The sequence below is a fragment of the Pseudomonas sp. Irchel s3b2 genome (genome assembly GCF_900187445.1).
GTDB lineage: Bacteria > Pseudomonadota > Gammaproteobacteria > Pseudomonadales > Pseudomonadaceae > Aquipseudomonas.
Genome location: NZ_FYEB01000012.1, coordinates 1 through 26,728 on the forward strand (window position 1 = coordinate 1; position 26,728 = coordinate 26,728).

At 59.6% G+C, this 26,728-nt stretch carries 20 protein-coding genes; 10 read left to right on the plus strand and 10 right to left on the minus strand.

Annotated features, from left to right (window positions below; all coding sequences use genetic code 11):
* Positions 1–739: 739 nt before the first annotated feature.
* Positions 740–1,963: a methyl-accepting chemotaxis protein gene (locus CKW20_RS21545; protein ID WP_371857444.1), complete on the plus strand. Its 1,224-nt coding sequence runs from the start codon at positions 740–742 to the stop codon at positions 1,961–1,963.
* A 4-nt stretch (positions 1,964–1,967) separates the two neighbouring features.
* Here the strand turns inward: CKW20_RS21545 and CKW20_RS21550 are convergent, their stop codons facing one another.
* The 3 genes from CKW20_RS21550 to CKW20_RS29955 all read right to left on the minus strand — a co-directional run bounded on the left by CKW20_RS21550 (position 1,968) and on the right by CKW20_RS29955 (position 2,992).
* Positions 1,968–2,207, minus strand: coding sequence for a DUF2789 domain-containing protein (locus CKW20_RS21550; protein WP_095054682.1), 240 nt, complete (start codon positions 2,205–2,207; stop codon positions 1,968–1,970).
* A 150-nt stretch (positions 2,208–2,357) separates the two neighbouring features.
* On the minus strand, positions 2,358–2,588 hold the full coding sequence (locus CKW20_RS21555; protein ID WP_095054683.1) for a hypothetical protein: 231 nt from the start codon (positions 2,586–2,588) through the stop codon (positions 2,358–2,360).
* A 155-nt stretch (positions 2,589–2,743) separates the two neighbouring features.
* Complete coding sequence (locus CKW20_RS29955; protein ID WP_095054684.1) at positions 2,744–2,992, minus strand: hypothetical protein; 249 nt, start codon at positions 2,990–2,992, stop codon at positions 2,744–2,746.
* A gap of 408 nt (positions 2,993–3,400) precedes the next feature.
* Here CKW20_RS29955 and CKW20_RS21565 point away from each other — a divergent pair, with 408 nt between their 5' ends.
* The 4 genes from CKW20_RS21565 to CKW20_RS21580 all read left to right on the plus strand — a co-directional run bounded on the left by CKW20_RS21565 (position 3,401) and on the right by CKW20_RS21580 (position 5,854).
* Entirely contained in the window at positions 3,401–3,871 is a 471-nt protein-coding gene (locus CKW20_RS21565; protein WP_095054685.1) for a hypothetical protein, read from the plus strand.
* Positions 3,871–4,074, plus strand: a complete 204-nt coding sequence (locus tag CKW20_RS21570) for a hypothetical protein (protein ID WP_095054686.1) — start codon at positions 3,871–3,873, stop codon at positions 4,072–4,074. Before CKW20_RS21565 ends, CKW20_RS21570 begins: the two co-directional genes overlap by 1 nt.
* 119 nt (positions 4,075–4,193) lie before the next feature.
* Complete coding sequence (locus CKW20_RS21575; RefSeq protein WP_095054687.1) at positions 4,194–5,210, plus strand: ABC transporter substrate-binding protein; 1,017 nt, start codon at positions 4,194–4,196, stop codon at positions 5,208–5,210.
* Positions 5,211–5,416: 206 nt separating this feature from the next.
* Positions 5,417–5,854, plus strand: coding sequence for a DUF3995 domain-containing protein (locus CKW20_RS21580; protein ID WP_095054688.1), 438 nt, complete (start codon positions 5,417–5,419; stop codon positions 5,852–5,854).
* A gap of 99 nt (positions 5,855–5,953) precedes the next feature.
* On the opposite strand, the gene CKW20_RS21585 is transcribed toward CKW20_RS21580, so the two are convergent.
* The 7 genes from CKW20_RS21585 to CKW20_RS21615 all read right to left on the minus strand — a co-directional run bounded on the left by CKW20_RS21585 (position 5,954) and on the right by CKW20_RS21615 (position 13,246).
* On the minus strand, positions 5,954–6,316 hold the full coding sequence (locus tag CKW20_RS21585; protein ID WP_095054689.1) for a Na+/H+ antiporter subunit G: 363 nt from the start codon (positions 6,314–6,316) through the stop codon (positions 5,954–5,956).
* A complete protein-coding gene (locus CKW20_RS21590) occupies positions 6,313–6,591 on the minus strand; it encodes a K+/H+ antiporter subunit F (RefSeq protein WP_095054690.1) in 279 nt (92 codons plus the stop codon). Before CKW20_RS21590 ends, CKW20_RS21585 begins: the two co-directional genes overlap by 4 nt.
* Complete coding sequence (locus tag CKW20_RS21595) at positions 6,588–7,076, minus strand: Na+/H+ antiporter subunit E (RefSeq protein ID WP_095054691.1); 489 nt, start codon at positions 7,074–7,076, stop codon at positions 6,588–6,590. The genes CKW20_RS21590 and CKW20_RS21595 overlap by 4 nt, the downstream gene beginning before the upstream one ends.
* Entirely contained in the window at positions 7,073–8,758 is a 1,686-nt protein-coding gene (locus CKW20_RS21600) for a monovalent cation/H+ antiporter subunit D (RefSeq protein ID WP_095054692.1), read from the minus strand. Before CKW20_RS21600 ends, CKW20_RS21595 begins: the two co-directional genes overlap by 4 nt.
* Positions 8,755–9,099 (minus strand): Na+/H+ antiporter subunit C, encoded by a 345-nt coding sequence (locus CKW20_RS21605; RefSeq protein ID WP_008029186.1) that lies wholly within the window; start codon positions 9,097–9,099, stop codon positions 8,755–8,757. Before CKW20_RS21605 ends, CKW20_RS21600 begins: the two co-directional genes overlap by 4 nt.
* Entirely contained in the window at positions 9,099–12,029 is a 2,931-nt protein-coding gene (locus tag CKW20_RS21610) for a monovalent cation/H+ antiporter subunit A (protein WP_095054693.1), read from the minus strand. Before CKW20_RS21610 ends, CKW20_RS21605 begins: the two co-directional genes overlap by 1 nt.
* A gap of 209 nt (positions 12,030–12,238) precedes the next feature.
* Positions 12,239–13,246, minus strand: coding sequence for a DMT family transporter (locus CKW20_RS21615; RefSeq protein ID WP_095054694.1), 1,008 nt, complete (start codon positions 13,244–13,246; stop codon positions 12,239–12,241).
* Positions 13,247–13,261: 15 nt separating this feature from the next.
* Here CKW20_RS21615 and CKW20_RS21620 point away from each other — a divergent pair, with 15 nt between their 5' ends.
* The 5 genes from CKW20_RS21620 (at position 13,262) to CKW20_RS21640 (ending at position 26,658) form a co-directional block, all read left to right on the plus strand.
* The gene (locus CKW20_RS21620; RefSeq protein ID WP_095054695.1) at positions 13,262–13,825 is read left to right on the plus strand and encodes a helix-turn-helix domain-containing protein; all 564 of its coding nucleotides are present in this window, start codon (positions 13,262–13,264) and stop codon (positions 13,823–13,825) included.
* A 73-nt stretch (positions 13,826–13,898) separates the two neighbouring features.
* Complete coding sequence (locus CKW20_RS21625; RefSeq protein WP_095054696.1) at positions 13,899–15,356, plus strand: FAD/NAD(P)-binding protein; 1,458 nt, start codon at positions 13,899–13,901, stop codon at positions 15,354–15,356.
* Positions 15,357–15,627: 271 nt separating this feature from the next.
* A complete protein-coding gene (locus tag CKW20_RS21630; protein ID WP_095054697.1) occupies positions 15,628–17,355 on the plus strand; it encodes a ShlB/FhaC/HecB family hemolysin secretion/activation protein in 1,728 nt (575 codons plus the stop codon).
* A gap of 31 nt (positions 17,356–17,386) precedes the next feature.
* Entirely contained in the window at positions 17,387–26,227 is an 8,841-nt protein-coding gene (locus CKW20_RS21635; protein WP_095054698.1) for a DUF637 domain-containing protein, read from the plus strand.
* Positions 26,227–26,658 (plus strand): hypothetical protein, encoded by a 432-nt coding sequence (locus CKW20_RS21640; RefSeq protein ID WP_095054699.1) that lies wholly within the window; start codon positions 26,227–26,229, stop codon positions 26,656–26,658. Before CKW20_RS21635 ends, CKW20_RS21640 begins: the two co-directional genes overlap by 1 nt.
* The last annotated feature ends 70 nt before the right edge of the window (positions 26,659–26,728 follow it).

The window sequence follows — 26,728 nt, forward strand, 5'->3', positions numbered from 1 at the left end:
AAAGCATACGCGGCCCCAAAATTGCCAAGCCCAAGGAATGGCTGGAGGGAAAGGCTGCCAATGCTCATGTGTCGACCGACCGGGTGCTTAAGGCCCATAAAGGGAAAACACCTTGAAAGGGCTGGCTGTAAAAGCGAAACCGCCAGCGGCCGTGACCGCAGAAATGGATATGTACTCCACTCCCAATACCAAGCCCCGCCAGATCCGACTTACCCGCGAAGCTTTTTGTCACCCGAAAAATCTCACGCACTTCTATTGATCTGCTGCAACCCCCCACTACTAACGGACCATAGATAATGGCCTTGTAGTGGCGTTTAATGCGGATACAACAATTAGAAGATGTCTGGGGTGACAAACAATGATGCGAGACGGGTCTCTGGCTGGGGCAGTGCCCGCAGCCGTACTTTTGCCGAAAAACCTTTGGCTCACGCCGACCTTGCAAAGCATCGCCCTGATGCTATTGCTGTGCGCCATGGCATTGGCTGGCTGGTCGCTTTACCTTGGCCTGCCATTGGCCGTGCTGATTATCTGGCTGCCGCGCCTGCGTTCGCGCACGCTCCCCGAGGCTATCCCTGCAGACGGCACCAGCGCTATCGCCGGATTGACTCGCGATCTTTCCTACACCACCAGTCACAACGCCTTGTCGGCCGCCGGCGTGGCCTATTCGGTCAAGCAACTGGCAGACAAACTGCAATCGCAGCTCAACGCCGCGGCGCAGATTGTCAGCAGCGCCGAAGTGATGATCGCGACCGAACACGCTACGTCGAAGCTCAGTCGGGAAGCCTTGAGCGCGGCCAGCGAAGCCCATCAGAGCAGCGCGGCAGGGCGCACTGAGCTGGTCGAGTCCATTGCGCGCATGCATCAACTCAGTCAACGTGCCAGCAGCAGCCGCGAGCTGATCGAAGCCCTGAGCCTGCGCAGCGACGATATCCAGCGGGTCACGCTGGTGATTCAGTCCATCGCCAGCCAGACCAATTTGTTGGCGCTGAACGCGGCTATCGAAGCCGCGCGGGCCGGCGAGCACGGTCGCGGTTTTGCGGTGGTGGCCGATGAGGTTCGCGGGCTGGCCGCGCGCACGGCGACGGCGACCGGTGAAGTCGGGGAGATGGTCGCCGACATTCAACAACGCACCGCGCAAGTGGTGGAACAGATTCGTCAACTGGCCAGCGATCTGAATACCGGCGTCGAGCAGGTCGAGCACACGGGGCAGCATTTGGAAAACATCGCGCGCCTGGCGGCCGGCGTCGAAAGCCAGGTCGGAGAAATCGCTCTGGGTGCGGACACCAATCGCGAACAGCTCGACAGTCTGTTCCATGCCATCGAACAGATGCGCAGCGATCTGGCGATCAGCGACCAGCAGACCCAGCGGCTCGCCCAGGCTGCGGTACAAATGGAAGGGCAGGCCGAAACCATCAGTGAACGCCTTGCAGCAGTCGGACTGGATGACTATCACCAGCGGATTTACGACCTGGCCCGCGAAGGTGCGAGTCAGATTGCGGCGCGTTTTGAAGCGGATATCGATCAGGGCCGGATCAGCCTCGATGACTTGTTTGATCGCAATTACCAGGCGATCCTCAACACCAGTCCGGCCAAGTACCAGACCCGTTTCGACCGCTACACCGATCAGGTCTTGCCGGCGATTCAGGAACCGTTGCTGCCGCGCCATGAAGGCCTGGTATTCGCCATCGCCTGCACGCAGCAGGGTTATGTGCCGACCCACAACACCGTGTTCAGCCAACCACTGACCGGTGATGTGCAGGTCGATACCCTGCAAAACCGCACCAAGCGCAAGTTCGCCGACCGCACCGGGATCCGCTGTGGCAGCCATCAACAGGCCGTGCTGTTGCAGACCTACACCCGCGACACCGGTGAACTGATGCACGATCTCTCGGTGCCGATCATGCTCAAGGGCCGGCATTGGGGTGGGTTGCGCTTGGGTTACAAGCCAGAACGTCCTCGCTGAGAGATTAGTGGATCTGGTGCATGCGCAGGTTCAGGTCGTCGACCACATGCGCCCAATCGGCGTCTTCACGCAGTTGTTCTTTGAGGAAGCCGGCTTGTTGCGGGGTCCAGAACTCGGCCTCGATGAGTTTCTTGTCATCGGGCAAGGGTGAGTGACGGGCAATGAAATCGTCGATGGCCTTCTCGCTGGAGTCCAGGCCGAGCTGGTCGAACAAGCCTTTCAAATCATGAGTGGGTGAATCCATCTTCATCTCCTTGCAGATAATCTGTCGCGTCGAGTGCGAGATCCGAGGTGCGGCTTCATTGCATCTGAGAGGCATTTGAGAGAGCCGCGCTTCAGGCGTTCGATAGCGATATTCAAATGCAGGGATGAGCATAGACTGCAAATCCGATGATCAGGCGTTCAATGCCCCTTCATCGACGGCCACTTTCAGAGCCTTGGCAGCTTCCTGGGCGGCAATGGCCGCGACATCCGCGGTCTTGAACCAGCGATCCTTTTCGACCTGGTGATACGTCACAGTGGTCAACGGCGGTTTGGCGCGCATGATAATGACTGCCTGGAATTCGCCGTCGACCTCTCTGGCTTCGCCCCGGATAAAAAATTCACCGATATCAAATTCCGTCACCTGGCAGTCTTCCCTTGGAAATAGTTGTTGTGTCGACCGCCGCCCGCCTTGGGGAGGGGTTTCATTGGTCGGGCAGTATGGCAGTAGTTGCCTGCCGGCGGCTGAGTTAAGTCGCCGGTGTGACGAAACGTCTATAGAAGTGAATGCTGCGTGTCTCAGCTGCGTGCCTCGAGTGAGCGGGCAAGGGCGCAGGCTTCGTTATGATTGGCGCGGAAACCTCTTACACGTCCGGTGGATATTTCTCTGATGTGGAAAAAGGCGTTGCCGGCCAATACCACCTGAAAACGCGGGAGCAGAAGCTCTTCAGGAAGGAAGTCCTGCTGCTGGAGCCCCATCGAATGCAGAGGTGATGAGCCGTTTGTGTATCGGGTATGAGGTTGGGCAAAGTGAGTCAGTCTGCACATATGAAGTCCTTTTCGTGGTTTTACCGACGTGTGTACGTTGTTATGGGTAGTCTCGGTGAGCATGGCTGCTCTAGAATCCATCAATGGTTGGCCATTGACGCTCATCTAAAGCAATTTTTTACTGGCGATATGTCGGAAAAGTGCTTTTTTTAAAGAGAATTTTCCCTAAAGTTGGTAATCCGGTTTTCTCTGGCCGTCAGAAGGGCGTTTTCCTTCAACATCTGACGACCGCCAGGCAAGACGACGTGAGGGATGTTCCAGTAATCTTCTCGAACCTCGCGATGAATGGGTCCTCTGCTCATTCCAGGATTCGACCCGGGTCATTTGGCTACACCTCGGCATTGCCGCTTTTTTCTGCTGTGCGCATTTCCCGCGCACGGCGTCATTTTCAGATGTGGGGATGTTTCCTTGGCAGTAAGTAATCTCGATATGCATGCTTTGTTCGTACTGGGTGATTTGCGCGCAAAGCTGGTTAAACAGTTTCAGTCACGTTTCGTCTACATCACTGAACAGAACGCTGAAGGCATTTACATTGCCGAACTGGACACTGAATCAGCGCTGGTGGTGGATGACAAACCCGGGCTTAAACTCAAGGTCGGCGATCATTTCAGCGCCTCTGTATTGCCCAGCCGCGAAGGCGGCAAGCTGGACATCAAGTTCCGCGAAATCAAACTGACGGTATACGGGCTGGGGGATTACGCATTCGTGACCACCACAGACGGCCACGGCATTGTGTTCAAGGAAGGTCATAGCGTGGTGATGGTGTTCGCAGCCCACCAACAATTGCAGGAAGGCCTGACAAAAACCCTGAAAGCCGTGACTGCCAAGGCTGCCAAGTGGCGCAAGGGTGAACTGGTGACCTTCAAGGCCAGCGAGTAATGACCCTGAGTCGCGCCGATTTCCATGAACAGAACCAGGCCAGTGCCCACGCCGAGGCGCAGCGCTTGTTGGCTCAAAAGGCCGTTCTACAGGGAGTCTGGCTGAGTTGGGTGGCGTCACAGATCTACCTGTTGCGTCCGGCGGTGTACGCCAGCATGGTCAGAAGAGAGCTTGCACGCTTGCAGGAACCTTCCGAAAATTAGTCCTCGCCCCTCGAAAGCAGGAACCTCAACTACAGTCAGATGACTGAGTATTCAGAGGCTTGCGGTCTTCTTTGTCAGGCCATCCTGCTATTGCTGTGAACAGCACGAGGTGCAAAAGCATGAAGGGATTTCGACGGTTACTGGCCGCTACCCTGGCCACGTTCAGTTTATTGGCTTCACCCGTTCCGGTGTTCGCTGCTCAGGCGCCGATTCATTTCGCCGACCTGAACTGGGAAAGCGGCAGTCTGATCACCGATATTCTGCGGATCATCGTCGAGAAGGGCTATGGCTTGCCGACCGACACCTTGCCGGGGACGACCATTACCCTGGAGACCGCATTGGCCAACAATGACATTCAGGTCATTGGCGAAGAATGGGCCGGTCGCAGCCCGGTCTGGGTCAAGGCTGAAGCCGAGGGCAAAGTCGCGGCCCTGGGCGATACGGTCAAGGGCGCCACCGAGGGCTGGTGGGTGCCGGAGTACGTGATCAAGGGCGACCCGGCCAAGGGCATCAAGCCGATGGCGCCGGATCTGCGCAGTATCAGTGATCTGCCACGCTACAAGGACGTGTTCAAAGACCCGGAAACCCCGGGCAAGGGGCGTTTTCTCAACAGCCCGATCGGCTGGACGTCGGAAGTGGTCAACAAACAGAAGCTCAAGGCGTACGGGCTGGACGACAGCTACGTGAACTTTCGCAGTGGTTCGGGGGCGGCGCTGGACGCAGAGATCAGTTCGTCGATTCGTCGCGGCAAACCGGTCCTGTTCTATTACTGGTCCCCGACGCCGTTGCTCGGCCGTTTCAAACTGATTCAGCTGCAAGAGCCACCGTTCGATGCCGAAGCCTGGAAAACCCTGACCGACGCCGACAACCCCAATCCGAAACCGACTCGCTCGCTGCCCTCGAAGCTGTCCATCGGCGTGTCCACGCCATTCCAGAAGCAATACCCGCAGATTGCCGAGTTCTTCACCAAGGTCGATTTACCGATCGAAGCATTGAACAAAGCCTTGGCTGACATGAGCGAAAAACACACCCCGCCACGTCAAGCGGCGGAGGCGTTCATGAAAGCGCACCCGGACGTGTGGCGGGCCTGGGTGCCCAAGGATGTGGCGGATAAGGTGTCTGCCGCCCTGAAATAAACCGATGTATGTAACCCGGGAACTCCCGGATGTACATAAAACTCGCAGGAGCTGCCGCAGGCTGCGATCTTCTGACTTTGCTTTAAAAAAACAAGATCAAAAGATCGCAGCCTGCGGCAGCTCCTACGGGGGAGATAGCGAATACCCTTACAAAAACGCGCAAGGAAGTTCATCCTGCTGCAACATTTCACGCTGAATGTCTGAATATGAGCCTTTTGGTCGCGCAATGGATTGCAGCAATCTTTTTATTGATCAGCCTGGTCCACCTGTATTGGGCAGCGGGTGGCAAGTGGGGCAGCGAGGCGGCGGTGCCGCGCGTGTCCGGGGAGGGCGGTGAGGCATCAAGGCCTGCGTTCAAGCCGTCGGGCTTCGTAACGTTGCTGGTGGCGGTGGGTTTACTGCTGATCGCGATGCTGGTGTGCCTGCGGGTCGGGCTGTATCTGCCCACGGTGCATCACTGGTCGCTGCAATGGGTGATCAGCGCGATCGCGATGCTGATGTTTGCCCGGGCGATCGGTGATTCGAATTTGGTGGGGTTTTTCAAGGAGATCAAGGATTCGCAGTTTGCCCGGCTCGATACCTGGGCCTATTCACCGCTGTGTGTGGTGTTGGGCGCTGGATTGTTGGCGGTGGCCTGGATCTGAAAAGCTTCGCGGGCAAGCCTCGCTCCAGGTACACCGTTTACCTGTAGGAGCGAGGCTTGCCCGCGAAGAGGCCCTACCATTCAACACAAGCCCGCGGATTTAACTCCCTGTTTCCGTCCGCCGACTACTCACCTCAGCCGGCACATCATCCCCCGCCATGCGCTTGCGAAACAGCGCCGCCCGGGCCAGCAACAGCGTGGTCACCGGTACCGTGATAGACAACAGAACCGGAATCAGCCAGGCATGCAGCGCCGGCGCCGAGTTAAGCGCCGAAAAGTAAATGATCGATGCCAGTGCCACGCACCACGCGCCCAACGTCGAGGCCAGCGCCGGCGGGTGCATGCGCTGGAAATAATCCTTCATCCGCAGCAGCCCGATCGCGCCGATCAGCGCAAACAGGCTGCCGAGCACCAGCAGAATCGCTACCGGTACTTCCACCCAAAGAGACAATTCAGCACTCATTCGATCACCTCGCCACGCAACAGGAATTTGGCCAGGGCAAACGAGCCGACGAAGCCAAACAGAGCGATCAGCAGCGCCGCCTCGAAGTAAGTGTCACTGGCATAACGAATGCCCAGCGCGAGCATCATCAGCATGGCGACGATGTACAAGTAATCCAGGGCCAGAACCCGGTCCTGAGCCGACGGGCCCTTGAACAGGCGGATCAGGGTCAGAATCATCGCCATCGAAAAAAGGAACAGGCTCAGCAGGATCGCGTTCGACAGCAATACGCTCATTCGAAGATCTCCATCAAGGGGCGCTCATAGGTCGTCTTGAAGTGCCGGATGAATTGGCTTTCGTCATCCAGATCGAAAACGTGCAGCAACAGAATGCTGCGATCCAGCGCCAGTTCCGACCAGACTGTGCCGGGGACCACCGTGCAAATAATCGACAACGCGGCCAGGCCGTTGGCATCGCGCAAGTCCAGCGGCACCTTGATGAACCGCGAGCGAGGCGCACGACGGCCCGCGTTGAGCACGCCCCAAGCCACGGCGAGGTTGGACACAAGTACGTCACGCCCGACCAGCAAGAACAAACGCAGGATCACCCCAGGACGACGAATGCGGATCGGCAGCGGTCGCAGCTTGCGCATCATCAACGGTGCGCAGAACCCCAGCATGGCGCCCAGCAATAGATTGCCGGGGCTCATCGACAGGTTCAACACCAGCCACAGCAGCCACAACGCCAGCGACAGCCACGGAGCAGGAAACAGACGCTTCATGGTTGCACCTCCAGCAGCGCCGTCTTGGCTTGCGGGCCTGGAATCACACGAGTGCCGAGCACCGCCATCACGTATTGCTGCGGGTTATTCAACGCTTGAGCGGCGGCCTGGGTGTAGCGCAGCAGCGGTTCAGCCTTGAACGTCAACGCAATGCTCAGCCCCAGCAGAATGACGATCGGCACGCATTCCAGGCGTCGCAGCAAGGGCGACGGCAGCTCTTGCGGGGTCCAGAAACGCTGGATGCCCAAACGCGAGAAAGCGATCAGCGAGGCCAGTCCGGACAAGATCAACAGGACGAGCAAACCCCACGCGCCGTTCGATATCGGTTCGTCGCTGCCATTGCCCAGGCCCAGCGGATTGAGCAAAGCGCTGAGCAGACCGAGTTTGCCGATAAACCCGGAAAGTGGCGGCATGCCGATGATCAGCAGGGCGCAGGCGATGAAGCTCAAACCGAGGAAGGCCATGGTCCAGGGGATCACTTGGCCGACCACGGCTTTGCGGTCGTCATCGAGGTTGAAGCCTTTGGGCGGCTGCAAGGATTCCAGGGGGCGTGGAAGCAGCTCGCCGTCATCGAACAGTGGCATTTCGTTGGCCGAGCGCGAGCGTTCGATCAATTCGGCCAGTAAGAACAGTGCGCTCAAGGCCAGGGTCGAGCTGACCAGATAGAACAACGCCGCGCCGATCAGGTTCGGCTGGGCGAAACCGATGGCCGACAACAGAATGCCGGCCGACACCAGAATGCTCAGGCTGGCCATGCGTTCCAGGCGTTGCGCGGCGAGGATCGCCACGGCGGCGCAGACGATGGTCGCCATGCCACCGTAAATCAGCCAGTCGCCGCCGAAGTACGCGGATGCCCCGGCCTGCCCGGAGAACAGCAGCGTCCACAAGCGTAGCAAGGTGTAGACACCGACCTTGGTCATGATCGCGAACATCGCCGCTACTGGCGCGCTGGCCGCGGAATAGGCTGGCACCAGCCAAAAGTTCAGCGGCCACATCCCGGCCTTGGCCAGGAACGCCACTGCCAGAATGGCCGCGCCGGCATGCAGCAAACCGCGATCGGCTTCCGGCACCAACGGAATTTTCAGCGCCAGGTCGGCCATGTTCAGCGTACCGGTAACGCCGTAGATCAGCGCCGCGCCAATCAGAAACAGCGACGAGGCCAGCAGATTGATCGAGATGTAATGCAGCCCCGACGACACCCGCGCCCGGCCCGAACCGTGCAGCATCAGCCCGTAAGAGGCGGCCAGAAGCACTTCGAAGAATACGAACAGGTTGAACAGGTCTGCCGTCAGGAAGGCGCCATACAGGCCCATCAACTGAATCTGGAACAGCGCATGGAAACTCGAGCCTGCACCGTCCCAGCGGGCCATGGCGAACAGCAACGCGCTGACGCCGATGATCCCGGTCAGCACCAGCATCAGCGCCGACAGACGATCGACCACCAGCACAATACCGAACGGCACCTGCCAGTTGCCCGGCAGGTACACACCGATGGAGCCGGGCACGCCGGTGGTTTGGGTCCATTGCAGCAACATCACGGCAATGCCCAACCCCAGCAGGCTGGAGAACAGATTGATTTTGGCCTTTAACGGGCGGTGTTTCTCGCCGAGCATCAGCATCACCGCGGCGGTCAGCAGCGGTAGCAGAATCGGTGCAGCGATCAGGTGCGCCATCGGATTCATTCTTTAGGCTCCCGGCCATCCACATGGTCGGTACCGGTCAGGCCCCGGGAGGCGAGCAGCACCACCAGGAACAGCGCGGTCATGGCGAAGCTGATGACGATCGCGGTCAGCACCAACGCTTGCGGCAGCGGGTCGGTGTAGTGCAGCAAATCCTGAGGCACGCCGTCCTTGATGTTCGGCTCCTTGCCGATGAACAGGCTGCCCATGCTGAAGATGAACAGGTTGACGCCGTAGGACAGCAGGCAAAGGCCCATGACCACCTGGAACGTCCGTGGCCGCAACACCAGCCACACGCCGGACGCGGCCAGCACACCGATGGCGATTGCGATGACTTCTTCCATCAGATGGCTCCTTGCGTGATAGCCGCTTTGGCCATGGGCTTGGGTTGCGCGCTGGTTTTATGACCGCGTACCGATTGGTGGGCGAGGGCGGTGAGGATCAACAGGGTCGAACCGACCACCACGGCGTACACACCAATGTCGAAAAACAGCGCGCTGGCGATGTGAATGTCGCCCAGCAGCGGCAGGGTGAAATGCCAGGTGTGAGTGGTAAGGAATGGATACCCGGCCGCCATCGCCCCGAGCCCGGTGACCGTGGCGAACAGCAGCCCGGTGCCCATCCAGCGCAGCGGTCGCAGGCTCATTTGCGCCTCGACCCACTGGGTGCCGGCGACCATGTATTGCAGGATGAACGCCACCGACATCACCAGACCGGCGACGAAACCGCCACCGGGTTGATTGTGCCCGCGCATGAACAGGTAGACCGACACCACAAAAGCAATCGGCAGCAGCAGACGAACCAGCACCGCTGGCACCATCATGAAGCCGAGCGCGGTGTCGCTGGCGTGCCGCGGGTTGACCAGGTCGGTGACCACGTCGGGCGCCAGCAAGCGCTGTTGGGCCGGTAGTTGCAGACTTTCTTTCGGCGGGCGGAAGCGTCGCAGCAGGGCGAACACGGCCAGGGCCACCGCCACCAGCACGGTGATTTCGCCGAGGGTGTCGAAACCACGGAAGTCCACCAGCATCACGTTGACCACGTTGCTGCCGCCGCCTTCGGGCAGGGCGCGACTGAGGTAGAACGAGGAAATGTCGTTGGGCGTCTGGCGGGTCAGCATCGCGTAGGACAGCAGCGCCATGCCGCCACCGACCGTGATCGATAGTGCCAGGTCGCGAACCCTTCGCACTCGCGCCTTGCGCAGACTGCTCGGCAAAGGCGACACCTCTTCGATCCGTCGCGGCAGCCAGCGCAGACCGAGGAGGATCAACACCGTGGTCACTACTTCGACCACCAGTTGCGTCAGGGCCAGGTCCGGTGCAGAGAACCAGACGAAGGTCACGCAGGTCATCAGGCCGCAGACGCTGACCATGGTCAGGGCCGCGAGTCGGTGATACTTGGCTTGCCACGCCGCACCGAGGGCACAGGCAATTGCCAGCAGCCAGAGGGTCACGAATACGATCGAGCCCTGGATTTTCGGCCGGTCGCCCCAGCTCAGGCTGCTGTGCAGCATCGGAATCAACCCGGCCAGCACCGCGGCGAGTACCACCAGAAACAGCTGGGTTTGCAGGCGCCGGGTATTGATCAGTCGCTCCAGACGTCGAGCCAGGCGCATCATGATCACCAGGCTGCGCTCGAACAGACGCTTGCCATTGAACCGGCCAATGATGGGTGGGTGGTCGAAGCGCCCGCGCTTGAGCTGATTACGCAGCAGCAGATAAAGCACAACGCCGCAGGACATGGCGATCAGACTCATGATCATCGGCGCGTTCCAGCCGTGCCAGATCGCCAGGCTGTACTCGGGCAGCGTGCCGCCCACCACCGGCAATGCCGCCGCCGCGAGCAACGGGCCGACCACTTGAGCGGGGAAGATCCCCACCACCAGACAGGTGAACACCAGCAATTCCACCGGCGCGCGCATCCAGCGTGGCGGCTCGTGCGGGGTGTGCGGCAGGTCGGTGGCGGTCGGGCCGAAGAACACATCGACAGTGAAGCGCAGGGAGTAGGCCACGCTGAACGTCCCGGCGATAGTCGCGACGATCGGCAAGGTCATCTCGATCCAGGCCGTGGCGTTGATGAACACTGTTTCGGCGAAGAACATCTCTTTCGACAGAAAACCGTTGAGCAGCGGCACGCCGGCCATCGAGGCGCTGGCGACCATGGCCAAGGTGGCGGTGAACGGGATCAGTTTGATCAGGCCGCTGAGTTTGCGAATGTCCCGGGTGCCGCTTTCGTGGTCGATGATCCCGGCAGCCATGAACAGCGAGGCCTTGAACGTGGCGTGGTTGAGAATGTGGAACACCGCGGCCACGGCGGCCAGCGGACTGTTCAGGCCCAGCAGCAGGGTGATCAGGCCCAGATGGCTGATGGTCGAGTAGGCCAGCAGGCCCTTGAGGTCATTCTGAAACATCGCGCAGTAAGCGCCGAGCAACAGGGTGCAGGCGCCGGCCCCGCTGACGATGTAGAACCATTCTTCACTGCCGGACAGCGACGGCCACAGGCGCGCGAGCAGGAAGACCCCGGCCTTGACCATAGTCGCCGAGTGCAGATACGCCGAAACCGGTGTCGGCGCCGCCATGGCGTGGGGCAGCCAGAAATGGAAGGGGAATTGCGCACTTTTGCTCAGGGCACCGATCAGGATCAGGGGAAGCAGAATAGGGTAGAGGGCATGTGCGCGAATCAGATCGCCGGCGGCCAGGACCTTGTCCAGGTCATAGCTGCCGACCACATGGCCGAGCAACATGACTCCCGCCAGCAAACACAAGCCGCCGGCGCCGGTAACCATCAATGCCATGTAGGCGCCACGTCGCGCATCGGCGCGGTGGTGCCAGTAACCGATGAACAGGAATGAGAAGAGGCTGGTCAGCTCCCAGAAAAACACGATCTGGATCAGGTTGCCGGAGATCACCAACCCCAGCATGGCGCCCATGAACGCCAGGAAAAACGCGAAGAAACGCGGCACCGGATCGTCTGGCGACATGTAATAACGGGCGTACAGAGAAACCAGCGTGCCGATGCCCAGCACCAGCATCGAGAACAGCCAGGCAAAACCGTCCATGCGCAGAACGAAGTTCAAGCCCAGGCTGGGTAACCAGAAGAACTCTTCGCGGATCACGCCGCCATGGGCGATTTGCGGGTACAAGAGGGCGACCTGGACGGTGCCGATCAGGGCGACCAGGCCAGCCAACAGCGATTCGGTATTACGCGCGTTGTGCGGCAGCATCGCTGCCAGACAGCTGCCAATGAAAGGCAGAAGCAGTAGAACTATCAGGGACATAGGCTTCTAATCTGCGGAAGTTTGTGAGGCATCATACGTGCCAGCTTCCGGATCACCAAACGCCAAGCTGTCGCAGAATCCTACAAGGTAAGCGGAAAATTCCTGCTTATCGTTCCCACGCTCTGGGTGGGAATGCCTCAATGGACGCTCTGCCGCTCTTGGGACGCGGAGCGTCCCGGGCTGCGTTCCCACGCAGAGCGTGGGAACGATCAGTGCTCGGCTTCGCGATCCAGATCGTCCTCAACCTCAAGAACCACCTTACCCTTGGTCTTCAACTCACTGACAATCACCGCCACCACAATCAACCCCGCCCCGACCAACGCAATCGCCGGCAACCGCTCTCCGGCAATCCGCCCGACAATCCCGGCCCACACCGGTTCCCCGGCGTAGATCAACGTCGCCCGCGTCGGCGACACACTCTTCTGCGCCCAGTTCATCGCCACCTGAATCGCCGCACTCGCCGCGCCCAGGCCCAATGCACTGCACAACAGCAACCAGGAGAATCCCGGAATCACTTCCTGAGTCGGCACCACCATCAGAAACGCCAGCACCGAAGTCACTGCCAGCTGCACCACCGTCACCCGGCGTACATCGACCTGGCCGGCATAGGTGCTGATCAGAATGATCTCCGCCGCAATCGCCACGGCGCTGATCAATGTGGCGATTTCACCGGGGCTGAAATTGAACGAAGCGCCGGCAGGTCCCGACAGCAACATCAACCCGGTAAAGGCCAGCATGATCCCGATGCTCGGCATCAATCCCGGACGCCGACCCAGCACCAGCCATTGCAGCAACGGCACGAACGGCACATACAGTGCGGTAATAAACGCCGACTGACTGCTGGGGATGCTCTGCAAACCCACGGTCTGCAGGCCATAACCGAGCATGATCGCCACGCCGATAAACGCCCCGGCCTTGAGTTCGAACAGGGTCAGTTCGCGCAGATGACGCCAGGAGAACAGCGCCACGAGGCCCGCCGCGGCGGCAAAACGCAGACCGACGAAAAACATTGGCCCGCTGACGGTCATTGCATGCTGGACCAGCAAAAAGGTCCCGCCCCAGATCATGGTGATCAGCACCAGCACGCATTCAGCTTTGCTGAACCGTGAGAAACGGGAGGAAGCAGGGGAGGAGTTCACCGACGTCATGACCTTGCGCGCTACCTGAGGGAGACGCACAATGCGCCGGAAGTTGGGCAGTATACTGCGCAACACCACTCAGTGAGCAATATAGTGCACAAAGATTCCACCCAACGGGCGTCGGTCCTCCAGCACGTCAGTCAGAATGTCCGACGTCTGCGCCACGCAGCCGATATGAGCCAGACAGCCCTGGCCGAAAAGTCCGGAGTCAGCCGTCGGATGCTGGTGGCCATCGAGGCCGGCGAGAAGAATGTCAGCCTGACCACCCTCGACCGCGTTGCCGAAGCACTGGACGTAGCCTTCAGCGATCTGATCCAGGCTCCCGATGCCCGTGACCCGAGCCGCATCAACGAATTGGCCTGGGCCGGCACCATCCCCGGCAGTAAGGCGGTGCTATTGTCGAAAGCCACCGCCACCCGCGAAGTAGAACTGTGGGAGTGGCGCCTGGAACCGGGTGAGCATTACCCGTCTGAGCCGGATGCCGAAGGTTACAGCGAACAGCTTTATGTATTCGAAGGTTGCCTGACCCTGATGCTCGGCGGTCAACCGCAGAAAATCGCTGCCGGCGAGTTCTTCATGTTCGCCAGCAACCAGCCGCATTCCTATCGCAATGATGGGGAAGTGGCGGCTCGATTTGTGCGTAACGTGGTGATTTGACTGTTTAGCGGCCAACATTGGATAAATACCGGAATCGGCTCGGGACAGGTAACTATCAACCAATGAGAACGCCATGACTGACACCTCACACGGACAGGCGACTGACATTCTCCGCCACGCGGACATCCTGATCATCGGCGGCGGCCTCAGCGGCACGATGCTGGCGGCGCAGTTGTTGCGTTTGCCGGGCAAGCGCCAGGTGCTGGTGATCGAACCCCGGGTCGAACTTGGTCGGGGCGAAGCCTACAGCGCGGTCGAGCTCGGCCATACGCTTAACGGCAATGCGGCGCGCATGAGTGTCGACCCGGACAATGCCGACGACCTGACGCAATGGCTGACGGAGTACATTGCCGCTGGCGGCTGGCCGGAGTCGGATCAGCAACATGTACCGGTCAGTGAACTGTTCCCACCTCGGGGGATTTTCGGGTTGTACGTGCAGCAGCGTCTGGCCGAGGCGCAAGCGTTGGGCGCATTGAATGGTTCGAGTGTCGAGCATGTGCGAGCCGAGGTGGTCGACCTGCAAACCTGTGACGATTCAGTACAGTTGAGTTTGAATGACGGGCAACGCTTGCAAGGTGCTTATGCGGTGTTGGCCACGGGAATGTTTGCAGCCGCCCGCACGCCGCAAACCGAATCCAGCGGCCTGAACGCAGCGGCGCTCGATCCATGGGATGTGGCCGCCATGCGTCAGCTCGATCCGCAGTCGACGGTGCTGGTCATCGGCTCGGGCCTGACCATGGTCGATGCCGTGGTGTCGCTGGAGCAAGCCGGGCATCGCGGGCCGATTGAAGTGTTTTCCCGTCATGGCCTGCTGCCGCATGTGCGTCGGCAACCGCCGACGTGGGTGGATTTTCTGGCCGAGGACCACGGCATTCGAACGCCGCGCCAGTTGATGCGCGAACTGCGCCGGCAGTGTCGCAATGCCATCGAACAAGGCATCGACTGGCAAGCACCACTGGATACCGTGCGGGCGCACATCGGGCGGTTATGGAGTCAGGCGACGGATGTGCAGCGTCGGCAGTTTGTGCGCCATGTGCGGCCGTGGTGGGAAAGCCATCACCATCGCTCGCCGCCATTGAGTGCCGAGTTGGTGGCGCGGTTGCACGGAGAAGGGCGGTTGCGGATTCAGGCCGCATCGTTCAAAGGGCTGGAGCCTTCGTTGAACGGGGAGGTCAGTATTCGCATTCGGCGCCGTGGCGAGGCACAGACTTGCGTCATCAGCGGCGCGGCGTTGATCAACTCCAGCGGCATCGAGTACGACTGGCGGCGGGTGGCGCGGCCGTTACCGCAGCAGCTGTTAGCGCGCGGTCTGGTGCGTCCGGGGCCATTGGCGCTGGGGATTGCGGCAGCGGTTGACGGCGCGGTTCCAGGTGCCGATGGGCAGGTCGCCAGCCGTTTGTTCGCCATGGGCCCGCCGTTGCGCGGGATGTGGTGGGAAAGCACGGCGGTGACCGACGTGGCAAGCCAGGCCAAGGCGCTGGCGGCACGGCTCTGCGAGCTTGCTCGCGACAAGGACTTTCAATCGACATAGATATTGCCTGATACACCCTCTTCGCGAGCGGACTACCTATATCGCGGGCAAGCCCGCTCCTACATTCCCGGCGCATCGCTCGGTAGGTCGGTCTGACACAATTAATAATAATTTTCTTGTCGGCTGAATTTTTCAAAATGTGTGTGGTCTGTTTCACGTCCGTGATAGCTGGCGTCATTTAGCCAGTATTTCTGGCATCAGTTTCAGGGGAACTACGACCCTGCCTCTGCGGGCAATTTGCCCCCTCAGCACTTATTAACGATGGAGCGTTATGTTTATCTCCCCACGGATGTGGCCGGTGCTTTGCGCCCTATTGCTTGGCTTGGGCACACAGAACAGTGCCAATGGCGCCAGCCCGTCAACGCCGGGTGACCAGGACCTGATTCGCGATCGCCAGAATCGCCTGATCGAAGAACAGCAGCGTCGGCTCGAAGAACTCAAGGCATTGCCGGGCAAGCCAACATTGCCCGCAACACCGGCCGCCCCGGTGGATACACGTTGCTTTCCTATCAAAGACATCGAACTCAAGGGCGCCGACAGTCTGTCCGCTGCCGACCGCGAGCGCTTGCTCAAGCCTTATATCGGTCAATGCCTGGGCGTCTCGCAACTCAACGAATTGCTCAAGGTCATCACCGACCATTACATCGGCAAGGGCATGATCACCAGCCGCGCTTACTTGCCGCAGCAAGACCTCTCCAGCGGCCACTTAAGTGTGTTTGTAGTTGAGGGCAAACTCGAGGGTTTGAAGGGCGCCGACGACAGCCATATTTCGGATCGGGAACTGTCCATGACCTTCCCCGGTAAAACGGGCGAATTGCTCAATCTTCGTGAAATAGAACAACTGGTGGATCAGTTGAACCGCTTGCCCTCCAACCAGGCGCAAATGGAGCTGACCCCCGGCGTTCAGGTTGGCGGCAGCAGCGTGCTGGTCAGGAACAACCCGCAAAAGCCCTGGCGTGCCAGCCTGTCGCGTAACAACGACGGTCAGAAAAGCACCGGTGAACAGCAGTGGGGCGCAGGCTTTGAGTGGGACAGCCCGCTGGGGCTGGCCGACCAGTTGATGTTACGCGGCGGCCATGATGCGTTGAGCGATCATCAGAAAACCTCGAAAAACTCGATGTTCTATTACAACGTGCCTTGGGGCTGGTGGAACTTCAGTTATACCTACAGCCAGAGCGAATACCGCTCCCAGGCCCAAGGCAATGGTTTCAACTTCAGCCAGAGCGGCGACAGCGAGAATCATCAATTGCGCGCCGAGCGCCTCGTCCATCGCGATGCGGTGAGCAAAACGTCGATCAATGCCGGTTTCGCTCACCTGCGCACCAACAACTACATCGAAGACAGCCGTCTGGATATCAGCAGCCAGCGCATTACCGAAGCCCAGTTGGGGATCAACCATGGCCGGCGTATCGGCCATTCGTTCGTCAACCTGGACCTGGGCATGCAGCAGGGCATCGGCGCGCTGGATGCGCAGGGCAACGACCAGCGTCGTGATGAGGCCGGCAACCTTACCGCCAACGCCCGTTATCGAAAGTACACCGCCACGGCCAGTTACCTGTTGCCGTTCAACTGGCTGGGAGAGTCCTTCACGTTCAGCAGCCTCGCCACGGGCCAGCGCAGTGAAGACGTGTTGTTCAGCCCGCAACGCATCAGCCTGGGTGGCAGCTCATCGGTGCGTGGCTACAAAGACCAGTTTTTATCCGGGGACAGCGGCGGCTACTGGCGTAATGAGCTGCGCTGGACCCGCCCGGTGACTGCCGATTGGCTGCGCCCGGCACTGAGCGAATACGGCACCAGTGTCGGTTATGACCAAGGCGTCATCAGCAATGACCGATACAACAGCGAAGTACATGGCCGAATGTCCAGCAACTCGCTGGAGTTCTTTGCCCGTGGCAAGTACCTCGCCACCCGCGTGACATTCGCCCATTCGCTGGAACGCCCCTCCGTGCTCACCGAGCGCGAGGCGCCGATCTATTTCCAGGTCGACCTGTTTCTTTAATTGATTTGTCATCGCGTCAGGATTTTTGAATATGGACGTTCACCAGCTTGCCTTTCTGTCTCGCCAGCCTTCAGCTGCCGTGGCCCCTCGCACGCACTTCCTGGGTATGCCCAAACGCTTGCTGGCCTTGCTGCTGGCGAACGTCATGTTCTGGCAGCCGATCTGGGCCCAGGCCGAGGGCATCGCCATCAGTGGCGGCACCCAGACCGGCATCGGGCAGGCCGGCAACGGCGTACCGGTGATCAATATTGCCGCGCCCAACGGCGCCGGGCTCTCGCACAATCAGTTCAAGGATTACAACGTCGGTCGCCAGGGCGTGATCCTCAACAACGCGACCAACGCGGTGCAGAACACCCAACTGGGTGGCCACATCCTGGGCAACAGCCAGCTCGGTGGGCGGGCCGCCAGTACCATCCTCAACGAAGTCAACGGCGGCAACCCCAGCCAGCTCAACGGCTACACCGAAGTGGCGGGCCGGTCAGCGCGGGTCATTGTCGCCAACCCCTACGGCGTGAGCTGTAACGGTTGCGGTTTCATCAACACGCCGCGCGTGACCCTCAGTACCGGCAAACCTGTACTCGACGGCACCGGCAAGCTTGATCACTTCGAAGTCGATGGCGGCAGCATCACCATCGATGGCATGGGGCTTGACGCGGCCAACATTGATCAATTCGACCTGATTACCCGTTCGGCCAAGATCAACGCCAACATTTATGCCCGGCAGTTGAACGTCATCACCGGTGCCAACAATGTCAACGCCGACAGCCTGGCGACCACGCCCCGCGCGGCCCGTGATGCTAACAAGCCGCAACTGGCAATCGATGCGGCGGCACTGGGCGGGATGTATGCCAACACCATCAAACTGGTGGGCACCGAGCAGGGTGTCGGAGTCAAGCTGGCGGGCAACATGGCCGCCAGTGCCGGCGATATTCAAATCGATGCCGGCGGCCATCTGAGCATGGCGCAGGCATCGGCCCAAGGTGCCTTGCGGGTCAACGCGCAAAGTGTCGAGATGACCGGCAAGGCTTACGCCGGCAGCGTCGATGTGCGTACGCCCGGCGAGCTGGTCAACCGGCAGAGCCTGGCCGCCCGCGATCGCATCGACATCAATGCCAACAAACTCACTAACTCCGGTGTGATTGCCGCCGGCATCGAAGCCGACAACAGCCGCAACACCACGGGCGACCTGAGCATCACCAGCCCCTCCGTGACCAACAGTGGCAGCCTCGAAGCCAGTCGCGCGTTGAGCATCCGTGCGAGCAAAGACCTGACCAATCAGGGCGTGGTTCAGGGCGCGGCGGTCGATCTGACCAGCGCCCGGGTGACCAACCAGGGCGTTGCCGCGCGCATCGTCGGTGATCGGTCGCTGGTGATCAACACGCCGGCCATCGTCAATCTGGCAGGGGTGATCCGCTTTGGCGCGGGGCAGGCGGCCACCTTGCAACTCGACAGCCTGGACAACCGCGAAGGCTTGATCCAAGTGCTGGGCGGCAGCCTGACCATCACCTCCCGCCAACTGAATAACCGTGACGGGCAAATCGGCGCCGATGGCCTGATCATCGATACCGATACGCTTGATAATCGCGCCGGCCTGCTTTCTGCCAGCGCCGGTAATGCGCAGGTGAACACCCGCGGCAGGTTCGACAACACGTCGGGCACGCTCCAGGCGCAAAACCAGCTTTCAGTCACGGGCAAGGAGGTCATCAACCGGGGCGGCAGGCTGCTGGCGGTCAACGGTGACCTCGATCTGAAAGCCTCGAGCCTCGATAACCAGCTCGGCAGCGTGCTGGGGGCCAAGGTCAGCATTCGCGCGCCGGGTGGGCAGGTCGATAACCGCGGCGGGAAAATCGTCGGTGAGCGCATTGATCTGAACGCCTCGGGGCTCGACAACAGCAACGCGGGGCTGCTGGCGGCAGGCGCCCAGGGCATGAGGCTGATCTTCGATCCGGCGGCCATCAAGGCGCAGCTGCTCAATAACAAAGGGCGCATTCAGAGCGACGGCGGCCTTTTGCTGCAAGGTGGCTGGCTGGACAACAGCGCAGGCACAGTGCTCGGTAAAAACATTCAGGTCGATACTCAACGCCTGATCAACAACGGCAAGGGCGCGCTGGTCAGTAATGGCGGCGACGTTGTCCTGAATGTCAGCAACGTGTTGAGCAACCTGACCGGTGTGATCGATGCCGGTAACAGCACGGTCACCGTCACCGGCGCGAGCCTGATCGATAACCAGGGCGGCACGATTCGCGGCCAGCGACTGGACCTTCAGGCGACCACTTTGCTCAACGGTCAGAAGGGGCAACTGGTCGCAGGCTCCGGTGGGTTGACCTACAGCGGGAACCGACTGGACAACAGCGGCGGCGTTATTCTCGCCGACGGTGGGCTTGCCAGCCTGAAGCTCGGCAAGGGCAGCATCGGCAACCTTGGCGGCACGATCCAGGGCGACACCGTCGAGGTGACCGCCGGCAGTCTCGATAACAGCAGCGACGGCACCAAGGCCGGCATGATCGCCAGCCTGGCGGGCGAACTGAAGCTGACCGTCGATTCATTGACCAGCCGCGCCGGCAAACTCTTCGCCAAGACCGCGCTGGTGTTCAAAGGCTCCACGCTGGACAACAGCGGTGGACAGCTCAGTGGCAACACCGTTGACCTGACGGCCGACCAACTGACCAACCAGGGTGGCCTGATCGAATCCAACACCTGGCTTGCACTCCAGGGCGGCACGCTGGACAACAGCGCTTCGGGACGAATCCGTGCTCTGGGCAACAACGTCAGTACTCTTCGCGTCTCGACAGACGACATCAGCACGCTCGATTTCAGCGACACAGTCAATAACCACAACGGCACCATCGAGGTCGGTAACTCGTCGTTCAGTTTCAAATCCAGCACGCTGGATAACCGTACCGGGACCCTCGAACACGCCAACACCGGGTTATTTACCCTGCACCTCGATAGCCTGACCGGTGCCGGTGGTGATATCACCGGCCTGGGCAGCGGCGACTGGAACTTTGGCGCGGTGGATGGGCTGGGGCGTGCACAGCTCAACGAGGCCCTGACTTACACCAACGATTCGCTGACTCTACAGTCTGGCGATCGCCTGGCCAGCAGCACCGCACTGGTGCTCAACCTTGGCAGCCTGAGCAACGGCGGCGAGCTGCTCAGCGATGGCGACCTCACGCTGAACCTTACGGGTGATCTGTTCAACAGCGGTCGATTATCCGCGCAAAAAATGCTGACTATCACCGCCCATGACGTCCGCCAGAACGGCGGACGCATGGGGGCCGGAACCGACACACGCCTCAACCTGAGCGGTACGCTGGATAACCTCGGTTACCTGACTGCCCGCCAGAACCTGCGCATCGACGCAGCGCAAATCGACAACCACGGCACACTGGGTGCCCAAGGCAAAGTCGACCTCACCGCCACCGGCGGCATCACCAACGGTGCCGATACATTGCTGTTCAGCGGCGGCGACATGACCCTGCGCGCCAGTAGCCTGCTCAACTGGTATGGCGACCTTTACAGCGCCAGCAATCTAAGCTTCGCCGGCACTGACGGCGCCGCCGCGCAAAGCTTCAGAAACCTCTCCGGGACCGTCGAAAGCCAAGGCAACATTAGCCTTCACGCCGTCTCGCTGGAAAACGCCAAGGCCGAATTCGAGCTGGAACAACAACGGGTAAGCGGCACCTTGAGGTGGGCGTGCGGCCAACACTGTGGCGGGCATGACTCCTTCAAGCGCGGCCAGATCACCATCGGCCAAACATTCATCGAGCGCGCCATCAAGGACTCTGCTTCGGCGCGCCTGGTTGCAGGCAAAGACCTCAATATCCAGGCCTCAAGCGTGCAGAATCGCTACAGCTTGCTGGCCGCCAACAACAATCTGACCATCATTGCCGATGACCTGCTCAACCAGGGCGCGTCCACCCGCACCGGGCAGAACACCATCAAGATCGGTACGCCGGGGCGCATTTCCACCGGTTACTGGGACCAGATGGAGTTCACCGACGTCCCGGCCTTCAACGCGGCCGTTGCCGCCGGCAACTACGACGACGCTCGCTTCGAGCTGCTGACATCGCGCTCCAGCGACAGCCGCTTCCGGGAGCAAAGCAACGTCACCGTCTGGACCGACAACCCTGAGCCGACCTACGCCGCCACGATTCAGGCCGGCGCCACCGTCAACCTCAACGTCACGCGTACCGTGCAAAACGGAACGCTGCACCAGAACACGCTCGAACAACTGACCGGTACGCTGGGCAACGACCAGACCGGCGTCGGGGTTGGCGAGGTCAATATCAACATCAACCCGCAGGCGAGCGGTGCCGCCGCCGTGACGCCTGCCGCTGTGCAGCCCATCGAGCGTATCGCGGCGGATGGCAGCGTACAGACCGTCTTCAAACCGGTGGATTACAGCGGGCTACCGTTCACCTCAGTGGACCCGACGGCCGGGCCGAATTTCCAAACGCCCAAGGGCGATTACGGGTTGTTCATCAAGAACCCCGACCCGACAAGCCGCTATCTGATCGAGACCAACCCGAACCTCGCGAACCTGTCGCAGTTCTTTGGTTCGGACTACCTGCTCAAGCAGTTGAACGTCAACGCCGACGCCACTTGGCGTCGACTCGGCGATGGCCTGTACGAGCAGCGCCTGATTCGCGATGCGGTGCTGGCGAAAACCGGCCAGCGTTTTCTCGCCGGCGGTTTGACCAGCGATTACGACCAATACCGCTACCTGATGGATAACGCCCTCGCCAGCAAAGACGCACTGCGCCTGAGCCTTGGCGTCTCGTTAACGGGCGAGCAGGTCAGTGCGCTGACCCATGACATCGTCTGGATGGAAAACCGCATCGTCGACGGGCAAAAAGTCCTCGTGCCAGTGCTGTACCTGGCCCAGGCAGATACCCGCAACGTACGCGGCAGCAGCCTGATCCAGGGCCGAGACTTGAACCTGTTCACCGGCGGCGATCTGGTCAACGTCGGCACGCTGCGCGCCAGCAACAACCTCAACGTCCAAAGCGCCGGCAGCGTCTACCAGGGCGGGCTGGTCGAGGCTGGCAACGACCTGCAAATACTGGCGCAAGACAGCATTCGCAACGCCATGGCCGGCGAGATCCGCGCCAGCCAAGTCAGCCTTGTCGCGCTCAAGGGCGACATCATCAACGACCGCACCGCGATCCAGGTTCGTGACGGCGCCGGCATGCGCACCCTGACCGATGCGGGCAGCAGCATCAGCGCCCGGGAAAACCTGGCCGTTGCGGCCGGCCGCGACCTGACCAACCACGGCGCCTTAAGCAGTGGCGGCAACGCGACCCTGACGGCGGGCCGAGACATCAACCTGGCGGCCAAAACCGACACCAGCGTGAGACACGAATTCAGCGACGGCGGCCACAAGTCGAGCATCACCACCGACGTGAAAAACCTCGCCGCGACCGTTACCGTCGGCGGCAACCTGACCGTGGATGCGGGCCGCGACGTCAATGTCATCGCCAGCCAGGTCAAGGCCGGGAACAACCTGACCATCAAGGCCGGCCAGGACTTCAACGTGACCTCGGCCGACGACATCCACAACGTCACCAGCAAAACCAAGGACGGCAAAAAACGCATCACTGAAGAAAACGACCGCACCACCCAAATCGCCAGCATCTTGAGCGCGGGCAACAACTTCAACGCTCAGTCCGCCCGCGACATTAACCTTATCGCCAGCAAGATCAGCGCCGGCAACGAAGCGTATCTGTACAGCGGCAACAAGCTGAACCTGCTGGCCGCGCAGAACAGTATGCATACGCTGTATGACATGAAGGAAAAGGGTAACTGGGGCGCCAAGAAGGCCCAGCGCGATGAAGTCACTCAGATCACCCACGTCGGTACCGAGATCAACACCGGCGGCCGCCTCACCCTCGCCAGTGCCGGCGATCAGCGCTACCAGGTCGCCAAGCTCAACAGTGGCAAAGACCTGATCCTTGAAAGCGGCGGTGCCATCGCTTTTGAGGGCGTCAAGGACTACCACGACGAAAGCCACACCAAGAGCAAGAGCGATTTGGCCTGGACCAGCTCCAAGGGCAAGGGCAATACCGATGAGACGCTTCGCCAGAGTGAGTTGGTGGCGCAGGGGCAGTTGGCGATCAAGGCCGTAGATGGCTTGAAGATTGATATCAAGCAGATTAATCAGAACACGGTTAGCCAGACCATTGATGTGATGGTGAAGGCTGATCCGCAATTGGCTTGGTTGAAAGAAGCTGAGAAACGCGGGGATGTGGATTGGCGGCATGTGAAGGAGTTGCATGATTCCTTCAAATACAGCCATTCCAGCCTTGGTCAGGGGGCGATGCTTGCGATCATCATCGTCGTAACGGTGTTGACGGCAGGTGCCGCCAGTACGCTTGCGGCAGCCGCCGGTAGTGCTGCAGGCGCCGGCTCGACGATGGCGGCGGCAACGGCAGCCACAGCTGCAACGACGACCAGTGCGGCTGTCGCAGGTACGGCAGCAGGTCTGGGAAACATCATTGCCACCGCATCGTTGACCTCCCTTGCCAGTACGGGCGTGGTCAGCACGATAAACAACAAGGGCAACCTGGGAGCCGCATTCAAGGAAACCTTCAGCAGCGACAGCATGAAACAAGCGCTGATCGCGGGCGCCTCAGCAGGATTTGTGAATTACGCCAGTGGCAACTGGTTTGGTGCACAGAGCGACCCTATCACTAACAAAGTGAGTGGTCCCAGCGTAGTACCTCATTGGAACGATCCGGCGGCTATTGGTCGGTTCGGTACGATCCAGTTGGCGGGCGGAGCGGTGCGCGGAACGCTTTCTGAAGCCCTTGGGCAAGGCAGCTTCAAGGACGCAATGAAGGGCAGCGTCTTCGATGTGCTTCAGGCTACTGCTTTCACAGGTGTTGGTGATTTTGGCGATGCCTTCAAACTTCAAGACAGCGGCCTAAGTAAAACCGCCCTGCATGCTGTCGTGGGTGGGTTGCTTTCGGAAGCAATGGGTGGCGATTTTAAAACGGGGGCGATCGCAGCGGGCGCTAATGAGGCGCTTATCGCGACCTTGGATAAAACACCGTTACTCAGTGGCGATGATCCCGCAGAGCACGACCGGTTGGTAAACGCTGCGTCCAAACTGGTGGGGTTGCTGGCGGCAGCAAGCGTTGATGGCGACGTTTCTCTAGGCTCGGAAATCGCCGGGAATGCGCAGTCTTACAACCGCAAATTGCACGTTCAAGAAGAGAAAAGACTTGCTCTTGAGGCCGAGAATTTAGATGCCTCAACTGGCAAAAGCCAATCTGGCTTCGAATGGAACGCTCTACTGACATTCGTAGCAGGGGGGGAAGTAGATAAGCAGACCAACAATGAACTACAGGGAATTCTGTCCGGCTATAGCCCGAATAACCCAGAGGGGCAGCACTTGGCTGACGACCTGCGTGTTGCCCGAGGAGTGGTCACTCAACTGCAGAACGAGAAGGTGCTTTTGACGTGGGCGGATGGGAGCCCCATCGTCGCCAACGGCGACAAGGTCGTTGCGTTCAAGTCTACGGACAGGCAGTACAACGACTCGCGTCTCTTCAATCCTTCGAGCAATTCCACCTACAACAACGCCCCAGATGGTATGGGTGTAGTACCGGACAAGTGGGCTGAACAATACGGGGATTCCATTGCTATCAGGAAGCTTCCGGAAATAGGTGCGCTCAGTGCCGATGCTGGGACCCAAGCAGAGCAAATGGATCGGTTACGTGTTCTGGCGAGTGGCGGGGTCAATTCGAATATTGATCTCAAGCTACTTGCTGAGCTTATGCCCATAGGTGGGGTGGGCAAGGGAACGCTTCTGAGTGCAATCAAGGACTTGGCAGCGCGAGATGCATTGGCGGTCAAAGGTGCGGAGGCTATTGCTGGGAGGGGGATCGAGTCTGTTGCAGGGAAAGGCGTAGATACCGCTGCCGGGAAAAGCACTGAACAGTTCGTTACCCAAGCCGAGGCAAAGTTGGCGGGTTACAGCCCATGCTGCTTCGCCGCAGGAACAAAAGTCTCTACACCGCAAGGCGATCGCACGATTGAATCGCTCAAGGTCGGCGATGTGGTCTGGAGCAAACCCGAGAAGGGCGGCAAGCCGTTCGCCGCTACCATCCTGGCGACACATCAGCGTTCGGATCAGCCGATCTATCGCCTAAAGCTCAAAAACGTTCGTGGCGACGGCAAAGCCGAAGGCGAAACCCTGATGGTCACGCCAAGCCACCCCTTCTACGTCCCGGCCAAGCGCGACTTCATTCCAGTCATCAACCTGAAACCTGGCGACCTGCTGCAATCACTGGCTGATGGCGACACCGAAAATACCTCGTCCGAAGTCGAGTCGCTTGAGCTGTACCTGCCCGAGGGTAAAACCTACAACCTGACGGTCGATGTGGGGCATACGTTTTACGTTGGAAATCTCAAGACCTGGGTACACAATACGGGGCCTTGTGATCTGCCTGCTGATTATTTTGCAGGTGGTGCAAAAGCGACAAGCGAAGTCGTGCCACCCGGGCCTGTTGTTTCTTCTGGTACGACTCGGACAGGTGTTGTTCGTACAAATGCGGCTGACTGGCGAGCATTGCGTGATAATTGGGATGACCTTGGGTATGGCCAAATCTTAAGTACTGAAAATCGGGCCGCTATTGCTAAAGGACGTACTCCGAAAGTCGACGATGCATGGGTTAAGGTTTTTCCGGAGGATGCAGGGTTAAAGGGTGAGAGAATTCCTATGCACCATATCCAAGGTTCGCCACTTACGGTACCACTACCTGATACACGGCATTTGGATGCGCATATGCCAGGAGGGTTTAGATATAATCCGGGTGGCCCTGGGTCAGCTCTTCCGGCATACCCACCGAAAAAAGGAGTTGAGTAATGCATTCCATACCGCTAGAGCATGCGAAGCAAAAGTTAATTTTTTACGTGGCTCAGGATTTGGATCAGTCCATTAAATCTGATGTGCAGCAGCTTGTGAATGAGCTTGCTGCATCAAGAGTATGGAACATATCCCCGCCAAGCTTCGTTGACGAGATAGACGAAGGGGGGGAGGAAGTAGTAGGTGGGATGTTGGAGATTTATTCGGCTTTACAGCCAAATATACTTTCTACTGATATGGATTCGAAAAATTTAGATGAGGTAGAGGAGCTGATCAGTGCTGTTAGAGATTTATCTGAAAGAGAAGGGCTTTCCTTTGAGTTTCAATTAGATACTACTTATGTTGGCAGCATTGATGATGGTGTCATTGATCGAGTTCTACTGGAAGGTCTGCTTGTGCCTTGGAGAGATAACCTCAAACGGAAGAGCTGAGTCGGTGCAAAAGGTTCTTTCACGGCTACGGGTAGTGCTGACTTTTACGTCACACCACAAGGAACTGCTG

Excerpts from the sequence above, each read along its gene's own strand:
- CKW20_RS21545 (WP_371857444.1), top strand. The coding sequence starts at position 740 with ATGATCGCGACCGAACACGCTACGTCGAAGCTCAGTCGGGAAGCCTTG.
- CKW20_RS21550 (WP_095054682.1), bottom strand. The coding sequence starts at position 2,207 with ATGGATTCACCCACTCATGATTTGAAAGGCTTGTTCGACCAGCTCGGC.
- CKW20_RS29955 (WP_095054684.1), bottom strand. The coding sequence starts at position 2,992 with ATGTGCAGACTGACTCACTTTGCCCAACCTCATACCCGATACACAAAC.
- CKW20_RS21570 (WP_095054686.1), top strand. The coding sequence starts at position 3,871 with ATGACCCTGAGTCGCGCCGATTTCCATGAACAGAACCAGGCCAGTGCC.
- CKW20_RS21575 (WP_095054687.1), top strand. The coding sequence starts at position 4,194 with ATGAAGGGATTTCGACGGTTACTGGCCGCTACCCTGGCCACGTTCAGT.
- CKW20_RS21580 (WP_095054688.1), top strand. The coding sequence starts at position 5,417 with ATGAGCCTTTTGGTCGCGCAATGGATTGCAGCAATCTTTTTATTGATC.
- CKW20_RS21585 (WP_095054689.1), bottom strand. The coding sequence starts at position 6,316 with ATGAGTGCTGAATTGTCTCTTTGGGTGGAAGTACCGGTAGCGATTCTG.
- CKW20_RS21590 (WP_095054690.1), bottom strand. The coding sequence starts at position 6,591 with ATGAGCGTATTGCTGTCGAACGCGATCCTGCTGAGCCTGTTCCTTTTT.
- CKW20_RS21595 (WP_095054691.1), bottom strand. The coding sequence starts at position 7,076 with ATGAAGCGTCTGTTTCCTGCTCCGTGGCTGTCGCTGGCGTTGTGGCTG.
- CKW20_RS21600 (WP_095054692.1), bottom strand. The coding sequence starts at position 8,758 with ATGAATCCGATGGCGCACCTGATCGCTGCACCGATTCTGCTACCGCTG.
- CKW20_RS21605 (WP_008029186.1), bottom strand. The coding sequence starts at position 9,099 with ATGGAAGAAGTCATCGCAATCGCCATCGGTGTGCTGGCCGCGTCCGGC.
- CKW20_RS21610 (WP_095054693.1), bottom strand. The coding sequence starts at position 12,029 with ATGTCCCTGATAGTTCTACTGCTTCTGCCTTTCATTGGCAGCTGTCTG.
- CKW20_RS21625 (WP_095054696.1), top strand. The coding sequence starts at position 13,899 with ATGACTGACACCTCACACGGACAGGCGACTGACATTCTCCGCCACGCG.
- CKW20_RS21630 (WP_095054697.1), top strand. The coding sequence starts at position 15,628 with ATGTTTATCTCCCCACGGATGTGGCCGGTGCTTTGCGCCCTATTGCTT.
- CKW20_RS21635 (WP_095054698.1), top strand. The coding sequence starts at position 17,387 with ATGGACGTTCACCAGCTTGCCTTTCTGTCTCGCCAGCCTTCAGCTGCC.
- CKW20_RS21640 (WP_095054699.1), top strand. The coding sequence starts at position 26,227 with ATGCATTCCATACCGCTAGAGCATGCGAAGCAAAAGTTAATTTTTTAC.